Source organism: uncultured Fibrobacter sp. (assembly GCF_946062555.1).
In the GTDB taxonomy this organism is placed as follows: domain Bacteria; phylum Fibrobacterota; class Fibrobacteria; order Fibrobacterales; family Fibrobacteraceae; genus Fibrobacter.
Genome location: NZ_CAMGVQ010000017.1, coordinates 58,206 through 71,994, shown reverse-complemented (window position 1 = coordinate 71,994; position 13,789 = coordinate 58,206). Strand labels below are relative to the sequence as shown.

At 51.7% G+C, this 13,789-nt stretch carries 9 protein-coding genes; 5 read left to right on the top strand and 4 right to left on the bottom strand.

Annotation, left to right across the window (positions count from 1 at the left end; genetic code table 11):
* Positions 1–266: 266 nt before the first annotated feature.
* Positions 267–1,805, top strand: a complete 1,539-nt coding sequence (locus Q0P86_RS07075; protein WP_294983878.1) for a T9SS type A sorting domain-containing protein — start codon at positions 267–269, stop codon at positions 1,803–1,805.
* 295 nt (positions 1,806–2,100) lie between these two features.
* On the opposite strand, the gene glmM is transcribed toward Q0P86_RS07075, so the two are convergent.
* Complete coding sequence (gene glmM / locus Q0P86_RS07070) at positions 2,101–3,441, bottom strand: phosphoglucosamine mutase (RefSeq protein ID WP_295038410.1); 1,341 nt, start codon at positions 3,439–3,441, stop codon at positions 2,101–2,103.
* Between the two features lie 124 nt (positions 3,442–3,565).
* Here glmM and Q0P86_RS07065 point away from each other — a divergent pair, with 124 nt between their 5' ends.
* Positions 3,566–4,723 (top strand): GGDEF domain-containing protein, encoded by a 1,158-nt coding sequence (locus Q0P86_RS07065; RefSeq protein ID WP_290996628.1) that lies wholly within the window; start codon positions 3,566–3,568, stop codon positions 4,721–4,723.
* Between the two features lie 88 nt (positions 4,724–4,811).
* Complete coding sequence (locus tag Q0P86_RS07060; RefSeq protein ID WP_290996630.1) at positions 4,812–5,963, top strand: diguanylate cyclase; 1,152 nt, start codon at positions 4,812–4,814, stop codon at positions 5,961–5,963.
* Positions 5,964–6,112: 149 nt separating this feature from the next.
* Here Q0P86_RS07060 and Q0P86_RS07055 read toward each other — a convergent pair whose 3' ends face one another.
* The gene (locus Q0P86_RS07055; protein WP_291022957.1) at positions 6,113–6,955 is read right to left on the bottom strand and encodes a 50S ribosomal protein L11 methyltransferase; all 843 of its coding nucleotides are present in this window, start codon (positions 6,953–6,955) and stop codon (positions 6,113–6,115) included.
* Positions 6,956–7,319: 364 nt separating this feature from the next.
* Between Q0P86_RS07055 and Q0P86_RS07050 the strand changes: the two genes are divergently transcribed.
* On the top strand, positions 7,320–8,327 hold the full coding sequence (locus Q0P86_RS07050) for a Fic family protein (protein ID WP_294112372.1): 1,008 nt from the start codon (positions 7,320–7,322) through the stop codon (positions 8,325–8,327).
* 84 nt (positions 8,328–8,411) lie between these two features.
* Here Q0P86_RS07050 and Q0P86_RS07045 read toward each other — a convergent pair whose 3' ends face one another.
* Positions 8,412–11,894 carry a glycoside hydrolase family 2 TIM barrel-domain containing protein gene (locus Q0P86_RS07045; RefSeq protein WP_295038379.1) on the bottom strand — a complete coding sequence of 1,161 codons (3,483 nt, stop codon included), beginning with the start codon at positions 11,892–11,894 and terminating at the stop codon, positions 8,412–8,414.
* A gap of 142 nt (positions 11,895–12,036) precedes the next feature.
* On the opposite strand from Q0P86_RS07045, the gene Q0P86_RS07040 reads away from it, so the two are divergent.
* Complete coding sequence (locus Q0P86_RS07040; protein ID WP_294112369.1) at positions 12,037–13,254, top strand: hypothetical protein; 1,218 nt, start codon at positions 12,037–12,039, stop codon at positions 13,252–13,254.
* 57 nt (positions 13,255–13,311) lie between these two features.
* On the opposite strand, the gene Q0P86_RS07035 is transcribed toward Q0P86_RS07040, so the two are convergent.
* A complete protein-coding gene (locus Q0P86_RS07035) occupies positions 13,312–13,770 on the bottom strand; it encodes a hypothetical protein (protein ID WP_290992713.1) in 459 nt (152 codons plus the stop codon).
* Positions 13,771–13,789: the final 19 nt, after the last annotated feature.

The following is a 13,789-nucleotide window of genomic DNA, read 5'->3' as shown; positions in this document are numbered from 1 at the left end:
CTGAAAGTCGCTGCACTGAAAGTGCAGGGTTTTAACCATTTTTTGGACAATAAAGTGACCCAAGTGGGGATTAAAATAGATCTTCATTCGTGTAAAAATTTTCTCCATTCATCGTACTCCTACCAAGAAAGAGCCTCGTTTGGGGCTCTTTTCCGCGTAAACAAAATGTTATGGACTAATTGTCAACGACCAGATTCATTTTTTACGACCACTTATACGCCGGGTATATATTTTTTAAAAAGGTGTATAGGGAAAAAGGAGTAAGTATGGGTAAATCATTCTCTTCACTGTTCTCTGCAGCAGTGATCGCCGCCATGTGCGGCACCGCATCAGCATATACATTGAACGGCACCGTCACCACTAATGACGGCAAAGCGATTCAAGGCGCAGATGTCAAGCTTCTCAAGAGAAACAAGGCCACCAGCACAGACGAACAGGGCAAGTTTTCGTTCCACGAAACAACGATAGGCATCGCCCAAGCTCGTAGCGCAGGCGGATTCAGTCTCTCCAACGGGGTCTTGAACTTTACGCAAAACGGAAATTCACCCGTCCAAGTCAAAATTTTCGACATGGTCGGCAACCAGGTCTTCGCACAGACCTTCCAGGGAACCGGCTCGGTAGACCTGAATTCCGTAATCGAAGCTCAGGGAACCTATCTTGCACGCATCAAGCTCGGTTCCGCACAAGAAACAATCCGTTTCAGCGCCTCCGGCAACTACAAGGGCTCTGTCGCCCAGGACCGCACGGCCCTTATGAAAATCGACGGTGAACAGGACACCCTGAGTATAGAAAAAGAAGGCTTTGTCACAAAAAAAATATTCCTCCCAAAGCTTGATACAACGCTGAGCATCAAGCTTGACGAAGTCTCTTCTGAACAGACGTTCAAGTTCGGCTACGCCTTAAAAAACGAACCGCGCATGAGTAAGGGCTGCGGCAAGAATTCATCCCTCAATTCGACCGGAACCGTCGAAAACGGCAAGAAATACAACTTGAATGTCGGCGGCAAGAACCGTACATTCTTCATCACCTTGCCGAGCAACTACGATAACACCAAGCCGCACAAGTTGCTTATCGCAAACCACTGCATGGGTTCAAAGGCCGAAGACTTCGTGCACCATACTCCGGACTACGACCATCCGACCCCGTACTACGGACAACAGAAACTGGACAAGAACGGCGATTACATATTCGTAGCACCTCAGGGTAACGACAACGGAACCTGGAACGGCAAGGAAGACCACCAGTTCGTCGACGAAATGATTACCACGATGTTCGACAACTACTGCATCGACACCACCCGCGTGTTCGCCACGGGCTTTAGCTTCGGTGCCATGTTCACGAATTCCCTCGCTCAGGACCTGCAAGAAAGACTCCGCGCTGTAGCAGTCTATGCAACCGCCGACTACAACATTTGGCTCCCTGCGAATTCGAACAACCCCGGCCGTTACGACGCCAAGGACCTGCCGATTGCCTGGATGGGCGTGCACGGCAAGAGAGACGGCGTGTGCAACTACGACCGCGCCAAGACCAGCGCCCTCCCGAGAATCCTCAAGCGTAACGGCAAGGCCGACGTAAACGGCAACTTCACCGACGCAAGCTCCGAAAAGCCGCAAGAATTCAACGGCACAGCAGGCCACCTCTGCTATGACTTCAAGACTGTTGACGAACGCTTCCCGGTCAAGTGGTGCAGCTGGAACGGAGAACACCAGTGGACGGCACATGACGGCTCCAACACGAGTACCGGACAGGGCTGGCAGAACACCTGGGTTCCTGAAGAAGTCCACAAGTTCTTCGAACAGTTCTAAGTTTCCTACACACCTCCAACAACAGAAAGGCCCGCCACCAGGCGGACCTTTTTAAACGCGATATCGTATTTTTTCAGATGCAATAGAGCCGAGCGGTCTCATCGTGAGCCTCAAACGATTCGTATTAGCGAATCGTGGAGGCGAGAGCGAGGCGATATCGTATTTTTTTCAGATGCAATAGAGCCGAGCGGTCTTATCGTGAGCCTCAAACGATTCGTATTAGCGAATCGTGGAGGCGAGAGCGAGCGCTCGGGGGACGTACTTAGTATGATTGGGCGCGAGCGGTCTTATTATCTTATATAAGTTTTTCGACCTTAGAACAGAGCGACTCAGCCTCTTCTTCAGTCGGCGCTTCGGCAATTACGCGAATCACAGGCTCGGTGTTGCTGGCGCGCACATGCACCCAGGACTTCCCGTGGCCAAGCCACAGGCCGTCGCGTTCGTCCATTTCCCAGCCGGCAAATTCCGCCTTAACTTTCGGCAAGATGTCTGCGACCTTCTTGTCTCCCAGTTCAAACTTCTTCTTGGGCATGGCGTAAGACGGATTTTCGGCAACGAACTTTTCCGGGCCTCCGTTATGGTGGGCCATCCAGCTGAGTACGAGGGCCGCAGCTACCAAGGAATCGCGGCCGTAGTGGAGCGCCGGGAGAATCACGCCGCCGTTGCCTTCGCCACCAATGACGCAACCCTTTTCGATCATTTGCAGGCTCACATTGATTTCGCCGACTTTTGCGCGGCTGAATTCACAGCCATACTTTTCGGCCACATCCTGGTTCATACGACTTGTAGACAAGTTAACGCAAACGCTTCCCTTCTTCTGGCTGAGCACTTCTTCGGTCGCAATGGCAAGCGTGTATTCTTCGCCAATGCTTTGGCCAAGGCCATCGACGAGAGCGCAACGGTCAGCATCGGGGTCCACAGCAAAACCAACTGCGCAGCCGTTATCCTTGACGGCCTTGCGAAGGTCGCCCAGGTTTTCAGGAATCGGTTCGGCGCCACGCGGGAACGTACCGTCGGGTTCGCAGTGCACGCGCACCACTTCGCAGCCGAGCTGCTCCAGAAGGCGCGGCACAATGTAGCTGCCTGCGCCGTTCACTGCATCCACAGCCACCTTGAACTTCTTTGCACGAATGGCCTCGACATCCACGAAGGGAATCTTGAGGGTTCCATCCACGTGAACGCCGTCGGCATCCTTCATGAACTCGTACTTGCCCATGCCGCGGTAATCCGGATACTGGAAGTTGTCGGCATCGGCCAATTCAAACAGCTTCTTGACATCGTCCGGTCCCAAGAACAGCCCCTTGTTGTTCAGGAACTTGAGGGCGTTCCATTCGAGCGGGTTATGGCTTGCAGTAATGATGATGCCCGCATCGGCCTTCAGTTCGGTCGTGAGGATTTCGACCGACGGCGTCGTCGAAAGGCCGACCTCTACAACGTCTACGCCCGACAGACGACAGATGCCCGTGACAAACTGACTGATAGCGTCGCCCGTCGGACGGCTGTCGCGACCAATCACGACTCGCTTGGCCTTGGTAATCTGCAAAAAGGCACTCACATGGCTCTTCAAAATCTGGGGGGTAAGGGTATCACCCACGATTCCGCGGATACCCGAAATAGAACGCATCAGTTTAGACATAAAAATCTCCGTTTTACAAAAAATACAAAAAAATTACGTATAATTATCACAAGAAGACAGGAGAAACTCAACCTACTCCCCCAATTCGGTCCGGGGACGTACATGGCGGACAGGACATAAGGCAATGAGCCCCTTATTTAACCTAGAATGCATCTATGTTGCCAATATCATCGGCATCGTACTGATTGTCGTCTTGATTATCTGTAATCTTTGGCGCCTGCAGAGCAAGACTCCCGCCAACAAGAACCTGGTCCTGATGATGTTCTTCTCGATCACCAGTTGCATTGCCGACCCCATCTCGTACACCATGAAGGGCATCCCGGGCCTAATGCCCAAAATCGCAGTCTATGCGACTAGCACCTGGCTCTTTGCAGCAAACATGCTCGCCGTCCTTTGCTGGGTCCGCTTTTTAGGCTACTACCTGAACGGCTCCATTACCAGAAGGCACAAGATTGCCCTGAACGCCATCATCGTGGCGGGAGTCACGGTTCTTATAGTCAACCTATTCCACCCCATAGTCTTCACTATCGACGAAAACAACCTTTACAAGCGAAAGTCCTTCTACTTTTTCTTTACGGTCATAGACTACCTGCTTGTCATCGACAGCCTGTTCACCTATTACAGGAGCAAGCAAAGAGGCGGCGTACTCAAGTTTTTCCCGATATGGGTGTACATCGTCCCGATTATTGCTGGCGGAATCATACAGTCGCTGTTTTACGGGATTTCCGTCATTCCCACAAGTATCGCCATTTCGATTGCGGGCATCCTCGCAAGCCTCCAAAACGAGATGATTTACCGCGATGCGCTGACAGGCGTCTTTAACCGGACCTACCTGGACTACCAGCTCAAGAAATGTGCCAAGCGCCCCAAATTGAAGATTACGGGAATCATGCTCGACCTGAACGATTTCAAGCGCATCAACGACGAGCAGGGACATTCCGTCGGTGACGAGGCCCTCATCGCCACCACGCGCATCCTGCAAAAAGGCGTGGGCAGCCTCGGAAGCGTCGTCCGTTATGCCGGAGACGAATTTATCTTGCTAATCAACACCCAGGACGATGAGCAAATCAAAGCCCGTATCGAGAAGATCCTGTACCTTTTCGAAAAATACAATGCAGACAACGAAAAGAAATACACCCTGTCTGCCTCTATCGGTTACCACAAGCTAGACCTGAAAAACGAAAATATCGACACTTTCATCAATACAATCGATTCCCGCATGTACGAAAACAAGAAGGCCTTTTACGCAACCCACAAGGTCATGGATCGCAGAAAGCGTTAAAAAACGTGATATATCACACAAAAACGATAATTTATATAAAAAAATTCTTTTTTTGTAAAAAGTGATTATATTATGGAAGGGATTGATTATGGAAAGCACTTTTGAACTGACAACTGTTTATGTGAGTAACATATTCGGCATCGTTCTCATCGGTGTCCTGTTGGCAGGTAATATATGGAGATTCCGCGAGAAGGGGGCGGAAAACGCTTTCTTGCAGTTGATCCTCTTTTTCGCTTTTTGCGGATGCATTTTCGACCCCATCGCCTACACAGCCGACGGAAAGCCGGGCGCCATGGCGAGAGTCATCGTCTACGGGAGCAACGCACTCCTGTACCTGGCCGACATGTTCGGCACGTTCTTCTGGCTGCTGTTCCTGGCAGAGCACCTGAATGCACGATTCTCCATCGTCCATCGTTACATTTTGGGGACGGCACTCATCACGGGAACGACCATGATTATCCTCAACAACTTCGTTCCCTTCATTTTCGATGTTTCCTACAGCAATGTCTACGAACGTAAATTCGGTTACCTGTTCTACATCGCAATCGACTACGGTTTCCTTGCCGACAGCCTGATTCTCTACTTTATTTGCAAGCGAAAGGGAGGCATGTTCAAGTCCTTCCCTGTCTGGATCTACTTTATCCCGCTCATTGTCGGCACGGCTATCCAGTCTCTCTTTTACGGAATTTCAGCCATCTCTGCAAGTATCGCTGTTTCCATTGCAGGTGTTTTCGCCACGCTGCAGAGCGAGTGCGTTTTCAGGGACAAGCTAACGGGGGTTTTCAATTACACCTACCTGGACTACCTTGGTCGCGAATACGCCAAAAAGAAAGACCTGCAAGTGACCGGAATCCTTGTAGACATCAACTCGTTCAAGACCATCAACCAGAACTACGGGCACGCCACGGGCAACAAGGTGCTGATCAAGATGGCAAAGATCCTAAACCGGTCCATCGGGGAACTCGGGGTGATTATCCGCTATTCCAGCGACGAGTACATCGCATTCGTCAACACCCAGAACGAAATGGCCATCAGCATGTGCATTACGCGCATAAGGTCAGGGTTGTCGGAAGCAAACAACTTCAACAGTTCGTACAAGCTGTCCGTCTGTATCTGTAGCCAAAGCTACGATACCAGCAAGCCGATGAACGAATTCATCGACAGCATCTCGAAATCCATGATGGAAGAAAAATCGAACTTCTACGCGCAATCGCAAATCAACAAACGATTGCAACAATAAGGCGGGCGGGCGCGAGGCTCATTCAGGAGCGTGCAAGCACGCTCCACCATTGTAATCTCACTTCGTGAGATTACCAAATGCTAGGCTCGGTCATGACCATGCAAGCATGGTCGCGACTCTCACCTTACGCATTTGTCTCCAAGGCTCATTCAGGAGCGTGCAAGCACGCTCCACCATTCGCCACTTACTCTTTCTTGGAGGACAGTCAGGCCGATTTCTTCGAACCAGCGGAGAACATATTCCTTTTCGGTTTCCAGCTGACCGCTAATGACAAGTTCACCGCCCTTCACAAGCAGCTCCTCGATGTCATCGCGCAGGGGCCAAAGCTCGCTCCGAATCATGTTGCACAGGATAACGTCAAACTTGGCACCATCCTTGAATGCATCCAAGAAACCCAGCACGCAGTCGCTTTCGCCAAAGCCGTTACGCTCAAAGTTTTCGGCAATACAGGGAATCGTCAGCGGGTCAATTTCTGTACCTACCGCAAGGCGCGCTCCCAGACGACGGGCATACATGGCCAAAATTCCCGTACCCGTACCGATGTCAAGCACCGTTTTTCCCTTGAAATCCACCGATTCCATCAGGGTCGCACAGCTGCTCGTCGTATCATGTTCGCCAGTCCCGAAAGCGGTTTTCGCTTCAAGCTCCAGTACAACCGAGTCGGGATCGTCTGGCGTAAATTCTACCCAAGGGGGGCGAACCCACAGATGCGGAGACACGGAAACTGGCTGGGCACGGTCGCGCCACCACTTGTCCCAATCCTTTGCGGGTTCGTCGCTGAGCACAAAATGATACTGCGGGAACTCGCCTACAATGCGGTCTCTTTCAGCCTTGTCTCCCGTATAGAAGCAGAAATCCGTCCGGCCTTCCGCTTTCGGGTCAAGTTCTTCGAGAGTCGCCACGCCCGCCTCGAAAAGCAGGTAGCTTGCGAGCTCATATTCTTCGGCGGGGCAATATCCCTCGGCCTTGTACCAAGTATCAATTTTCTGCATGGTCAAAATTTAAGAAATATATTCAAGCAGCGATCCCCGCATTCGCGGGGATGACTGGAAAGAACGCGGGGATGACTGGAAAATCGCAGGGAAGGGAAGAAAAAAATAGTGAGGGCAGAAAGTTCGCTTGTTCAACCAAAAGATAGAGGTCCGGTACTCCGGACCGGACCTCTTATTACCAAGCGCAAACACCTCAAACCGCTTGGACCCAAAACCAAACCACTAGCATTTTCCCCTTCTTGTAAACAAAGCTATACAAAAAATCGTGAATAGGTTCACTTTTTTTTCAAAACCCTATTCCAATGTGGAACATTACAAATTGGAAAAACACAAACAGGCCTTATCTACGTATATTTTGCGTTAAATGACCGCATTCCGTCCCTTGTTCATACACCAATACCCTGACTGGACCCGTTTCCGCTACAATTCCCAGAGCGTCATGGATGCCCTCGGACAGACTCGCCTGCAGGAAGGCCGTCTCATCGGGGTTACGAACCTGGTCAACGACAATGCCGAAGAAATGCAGATGCTCGCACAGGACATCGCTGCAAACTACGCCCTGGACGACCGGAATCTTGACCCCCAAAAGGTCAAGACCGAAATCGCCAAAAAGAACAACGCGAGTGACGATATACGAAATATGGTCGGGGCCCTTCAAAACGCCAAGCAGCCATTGACCGCAGAGCGACTCTTTGCATGGCACGCCGCCATTGGCCAGAACAAAGTAAAGAAATTTAGGACAAAGGAAAGCGCTGTCGGTTCTTTTACCGGGATAAGCGCAGAACGCATTCCCCTTGAAATGGAACGCTTTATCGACTGGATCGAAAATTCCACGACGGACGGAGCCATCAAGGCCGCTGTCGCCCATTTCTGGTTCCTTACCATCCGCCCTTTTGAAGACGGTAACGGACGAATCGCACGCGCCCTCACGACCATGATTCTCGCACGCAGCGAAAACACTAGCCACTGCCTATTTGCGCTATGCCCCCAAATTCTAGAGGAACGCGAAGAATACTTCCGCCAACTGCTCAAGGCGCAGTCCGGAAACGGCGACCTGACCGAATGGATCCTGTGGTTCCTGCAAATCATGAGGCGCTCCATCGAAGTGCGTGAAAGAGATATCGCAGACACTCTCAAGAAAATCCAGTTTGAGCAGAAAAATAAGGACGCCGCCCTGAGCGAACGCGAACGTAAAATTGTAAACGCTGCCTGGGAAGGAACGCTACCCGCCACGTTCTCGGTAAAGGAAGCGGCGGCCCTTACCGGAACTAGCCACGACTCCGCCCTTCGCGACATCCAGGCGCTCATCCAGAAGGGAATCGTCCGAGCCGAAAGCAAAGGCGGACGAAGTCAAAAATACAGCCTCGCCTAAACTTAAGAAACGCCCCGGCCAAAGCCGGGGCGTTCATTGGATGGGGTGTGGAGTTTCTTAGATTACCGTTTCCGCTGGCATGCCCTAGCGCACGTTGATGCGGAATGTCTTGCCGGACTTGGAGCGCACCAGATAAGTGCCAGAGCGGTTCACGGCAGCAGCCGTTTTCGCCTGCAAGTCCTCGATGCCTACGGTCGTAAACTTTGCCACGAGGCGGCCCTGCATATCGAACACGTTGTAGCTGCGCGGTGCATACGAATCCGGAGTCCTGAAGACGAGCGGCTTTACCGCATCAGTACCATTAGGATCCTTGTCCGCCGTTTCTGCAACATCCTTTTCGGGCTGGTTCTCGTAAATCTTGTCGCCCGGGTATGCCGCAGGCGCCAAATCGTTCGTGCCAAAGTTCCTGAAGCCGAGCAAGGAGTATTCGGTCGGGTCGTTCAGCTGCTTACGAATCGGGGCAATGCGGAACTTATGGGAGTATTCGCGGTTTGCATTCAGGCGGTAGGCATCGAGCGGTTCAGCACCCCAAGAGTTGATGCCACCGAGGCCCATCTGGTGCAAATCCACGCGGAGCGTAATATCCTTGTCGCGCTTGAGTTCCCACGGAAGCTTTATGTTGGTAAGCTGTTCGGGGGTGTAATGCTGCGCGTTGAATTCCAGGCGCGGGTTACCCACGATCATGAGTCCCTTGCCGTCGTTGTTGGTGAGGGTCGCCCATTTTACGTCGGTGCGCTGGCCAGTTTCGCCGATTTCCATGTACATGACCGTCATCGAATCCACGAGCGTCGAGTAGATGCCCATAAAGCTTCCGCGGTTACGACCCATGTAGTTTTCGTCGGGGCCGCGTCCAAACCAGCGGACTTTTTCATACCCCTGCGGCACCGTAAAGAGCGTTCCCACGTTCGGGATGTAGCTCTTGGAGCCGTCCGGATTGAAGGTGTATTCCACCACGATATCGCCACTGCCGTACACATAGTAAGTCAGCTTCATCTTGGAGCTACCCACATCGGGGAAGCTGAAATTGAAGGTCACCTGGGTTTCGTTGGCGGAGACTTCCTTGACTTCGGATGTCACGTTGCGCTTCTGGCTCGCCTTGCGCCATTCGCCGTGGCCCTTTTCCATATTGAAGCCCTTGTCGTTATCGGTCGGGGCACGCCAGAAGTTCGGGATACCGCCGTTCTTGATGATGGTATCGCCATCGAGCACGTAGCTTGCAAGCGTTCCCGCATTCTCGTCGAAGCGAATCTTGAAATCCTTGCCTTCGAGCGTGAGTTCGCCGCTGCCCTTAATTACCCTGTGGGTTCCCACGGTACTGATATCCACTTCGGTGGACCAAAGCTGGCCCAGGTTGATACCGAACTGTTCGTGACCGACGCTATGGCCCGCCTTAGCCCAAAGTTCGTCTTTCTTCAAGCGGAAATCGATATCCAGGAAGTATTCGGCGCCGATCTTGGTTTCGATTTTCGGCATCTCGATAGTCACTTCCTTTTTCTGGTTCGGGCCGATGTTCATCTGCGAACCGTTCAGCTTACCTCCGTTGATGACCTTGCCGTCTTCCCTAATTTGCCAGTAGGCTTCGAGGAAGTCGCCCAGGTTCTTGAAGAGGTAGCGGTTTTCAATTTCAATCTTGCCCTTTGCCGCATCTACGTTCTTCACGCGCAGCTGGCTGTACTGGTACTTGATTTCCCACATTTCGGGCTGGATCTTTCTATCCGGGAACACGAGGCCGTTCGCGCAGAAGTTGTCATCGTTCTGCCAGTCGCCCCACATGCCGCCGAATTCCCAATACGGGGTTCCCTTGTGGTGCAGGCCCTGGTCGATAAAGTCCCAAATGAAGCCGCCGAATGCGCGCGGGTTGCCGTAGAAGGCATCCATGTATTCCTGCAGGTCGCCCACGGAGTTACCCATGGCGTGTTCGTATTCGCAGAGCATCACGGGCTTGTTCGCATCCTTATAACCGGCAATGTAGTCGTAGCCCCAGTACATCTGGCTTGTCACATCGGCATTGTTGTTGTCGCCTTCGTAATGCACGTAACGCGTAGAGTCGATCTGGTGGGCGCGCTCGCGTTCCGAGGCGAACACATTGCCGTTACCGGCTTCGTTCCCCAAGGACCACAAGATAATGCAGGGGTGGTTCTTGTCACGCTGCACCATGGAATTCAGGCGGTCTACCACCGGGGCGCGCCAATCGTCGCTATTTTTCGGAAGTTCACTGTTGGCGCCGTGGCTTTCCACATTCGCCTCGTCAATCACGTAGATACCGTACTTGTCGCAAAGGTCATACATCACCGGATTGTTCGGGTAATGCGACATACGGAGCGCGTTGATATTGAAACGCTTCATCAAGATGATGTCCTGTTCCATGCGCTCGTAGGTCACAGCGCGGCCGTTATCCGGGTCAAGTTCGTGGCGGTTCACGCCGTGGAATTTTACCGGCATGCCGTTTACAAACAGGCGCGGAGCCCCGTTGTCCTTCTTGATTTCAATTTTTCTAAAGCCAATTTTATTGCTCTCGACCTGAATGATCTTGCCGCTACCGTCTTTGATGGCGAGCACTGCGGTATAAAGGTTCGGAGTTTCAGCAGACCAACGGTCCGGTTTTGTAATCGGCAATTCAAAGTGGACACTCTTTTCGCCCTTCGAGCCGATACCAGAAACCTTCTGTGCCGACGGAGAAATGACTTCGGTTCCCTTGTCGTTGTACAGGGAAAGTTCCACGGTATACTCTCCCGAGGCAGAGCCCGTAGAGTTATAAATCCACGCTGTCGTTTTCAGCAAACCGTCGGAATAATTGTTGGTAAGGGTCGCATCGATCTGGAAATCCTGTATGTGCACTTCGGGCACGGCGTAAATGTACACATCACGCATGATACCCGAGAGGCGGATAAAGTCCTGGTCTTCGAGCCAGGAACCGTCGCACCAGCGGAAAACCTGCACCGAGATGTTGTTCTGCCCGCTGCGCAGATACTTGTTGATGTCGAATTCGTGACCGGTAAACGAGTCTTCGGCGTAACCTACATAGTTGCCGTTCACCCACACATAGTAAGCGGATTCAACACCTTCGAAATGCAGGCGGATACGCTTGCCCGCCCATTTTTCGGGAACGGTGAAGTTGCGGCGGTAATGGCCCACCGGGTTAAAGTCTGTAGGAGCGTAAGGTGCAGAAACGCGGTTGTTCTGCGACCACGGATAAATCACGTTGGTATAAATCGGATGGTCGTAACCGAGTAACTGCCAAGAAGACGGCACCGGAATTTCGTCCCAGCCGGAGACATCGTAGTTGTCCTTGTAGAAGTCGTTATTGCGCTGGGCAGGCTTGTCGACGTGGTAGAATTTCCACTTGCCCGAAAGGCTCTGGTACCATTCAGAAGCATGGCGGTCGCCCACTACGGCTTCCTTGACCGTCGTATACGGCATGGATGTCACATGCGGAGTCAGCGCATTTACCGCAAAAACACGCGGCTTGCCGTTCCATTCATCATTGGGTTGCGCACTTGCGGAAGTCGTAAACACGGCAAATAACGCTGCGCACGAAACAGCAGACGAAACCAAGAAGTTTTTCATAACAACCTCACTTAATCATCCACACCAATAAAAAAGATACCCCTTTTTGTAAGGGATTTACACGCCGTTTGCACAAATTCTATTGACATTTTATCAAGATTGCTATATTAAAAACGAATTTCAATTTTTTTCAAAACGCATTATGAAACGAAATAAGGCCCGTACACTCAACCTTTTGTTTGGCGCAGCGCTTTTTACGGCATGCGTAGGAAACACACCTGTCCCCGAAACAAATCCACAGACGGAACCATCAACTGCAAGTGCCGCCGAGTACACGACTGAACCTTCAAAAGGGGCCCCATCCGCAAGCCAGGCGACAAGCTCGGAACAATCCGAAAACGAAGTCTTTTTCAATTCGCAGGCCCTGGACAGCCATCGACTGAACACGCCCCAAAATATTCCAACTGCAGAAACCACTACGGTCCCGGCAACAGCCACCCATACAGCAAGGGCAACGGATCCCTACACAGAGATTCCCGCCCTGATCCAGAGCATCTTTGACTATGCGGACACCCTATACAAGGCCGGCTATACCGATTCCGCCACCGCCTACCTGGAACGATTCCGCGTCATCAAACCCCTATGGGCCCAATGGGAATCCAAGGCCGACTCCATGCTAAATGAATTCGGCAAGACTCGTGCCGAGAAGGCCAAAGCCTACGAACCGATGGTATTCCAGATACAGAACATGAACCGCGCAAACGCCAACTATGACCTGGTTTCCGAAACCGCGGACAGCCTCATCGCACTTGCGCCGGGCGATTCGCTAACCCAGTGGGCCAAAGCACAAAAGGTTCTCGCCTACACGAATACGCTTGCCAAGGCCAAAAAGGAATACGCCACCATAAAGGCTCTCGCCGACAACCAGGCTCAATTTGCCGAAGCCGAAAAGCAAGCGGTCATCCTGCAAATGCGCTACCGTGACTTCGAAGATTCCCTCCACCTGCAAGCGCTCATCGACCACATCCGCGAACTCGCCCAAGCAAACGACGCCGAAGCCGCCAAGTACTGGGAATCGAATAATCCCGTCCAGGCGCTCGCCAAGGCAGACTCTCTCCTGCAAAAAGAAAAATTCGCCGAAGCCAAGACCCTCCTGAACAAACTCAAGGCCAGCAAACTCCGCAAAGAAGCAAACGAACTTTATCTGAAACTAGCCGACACCTACTGCACCAAGCAACGCAAATCCACTAGTCAGATATTCGCGAAAGCCCAAAAGCAGAAGGACATGGCGAAGAAGAAAAAAATGCTGCAGGAAGCAATCATCCCGCTCGACAAGTGCCTGACAGAATATCCGGACAATCCGCAAAAACAGAAAGTCGAAGAGAACAAAAAGTTCTTGGAACAAGAATTAAAAAAGTAAATTTTGTGAAGTGAAGAAAAGATTATCAATCATTACTCACTTCTCATTACACAATTTTTATAGTTCTACTAGAATGCCCGCCTGCACGTAGGCGTAGCCTTTGCCTTCGTGGTCTAGAAACTGGTAGCCACCCATCAACATGATCGACGAATAGTCGCCGTTCTTGATATCGAATCCGCCGCCAGCACGCCAGAACATCTGGTGTCTTGAACCGAAAAGGTAACCCCAGTCACCTGTCGCCACGGGAAGCGTGCGACTTCCGATAGGCAAGCGGATCCAGACACTGCCCGAAACAGGGACAAGACTCACGTTGTCAATTTCCTGATAGCCCGTACCGATGCCGAAAAAGAGCATCTGGTCAATCGGATACCACAGGTGACCATACACGTTCAAGTTGAAATTCTTGATTTCACTGACATGGTTGACGACTCCACCCTGAACATCCATAGTGAAGGCGTTCGCCGGAACAACGGCGAATGCCAAGGCAAACAGAATGGCAGAGATAATCTTTTTCATATTACAAGTCTAAATATAA

Excerpts from the sequence above, each read along its gene's own strand:
- Q0P86_RS07075 (WP_294983878.1), top strand. The coding sequence starts at position 267 with ATGGGTAAATCATTCTCTTCACTGTTCTCTGCAGCAGTGATCGCCGCC.
- glmM (WP_295038410.1), bottom strand. The coding sequence starts at position 3,441 with ATGTCTAAACTGATGCGTTCTATTTCGGGTATCCGCGGAATCGTGGGT.
- Q0P86_RS07065 (WP_290996628.1), top strand. The coding sequence starts at position 3,566 with ATGAGCCCCTTATTTAACCTAGAATGCATCTATGTTGCCAATATCATC.
- Q0P86_RS07060 (WP_290996630.1), top strand. The coding sequence starts at position 4,812 with ATGGAAAGCACTTTTGAACTGACAACTGTTTATGTGAGTAACATATTC.
- Q0P86_RS07055 (WP_291022957.1), bottom strand. The coding sequence starts at position 6,955 with ATGCAGAAAATTGATACTTGGTACAAGGCCGAGGGATATTGCCCCGCC.
- Q0P86_RS07050 (WP_294112372.1), top strand. The coding sequence starts at position 7,320 with ATGACCGCATTCCGTCCCTTGTTCATACACCAATACCCTGACTGGACC.
- Q0P86_RS07045 (WP_295038379.1), bottom strand. The coding sequence starts at position 11,894 with ATGAAAAACTTCTTGGTTTCGTCTGCTGTTTCGTGCGCAGCGTTATTT.
- Q0P86_RS07040 (WP_294112369.1), top strand. The coding sequence starts at position 12,037 with ATGAAACGAAATAAGGCCCGTACACTCAACCTTTTGTTTGGCGCAGCG.
- Q0P86_RS07035 (WP_290992713.1), bottom strand. The coding sequence starts at position 13,770 with ATGAAAAAGATTATCTCTGCCATTCTGTTTGCCTTGGCATTCGCCGTT.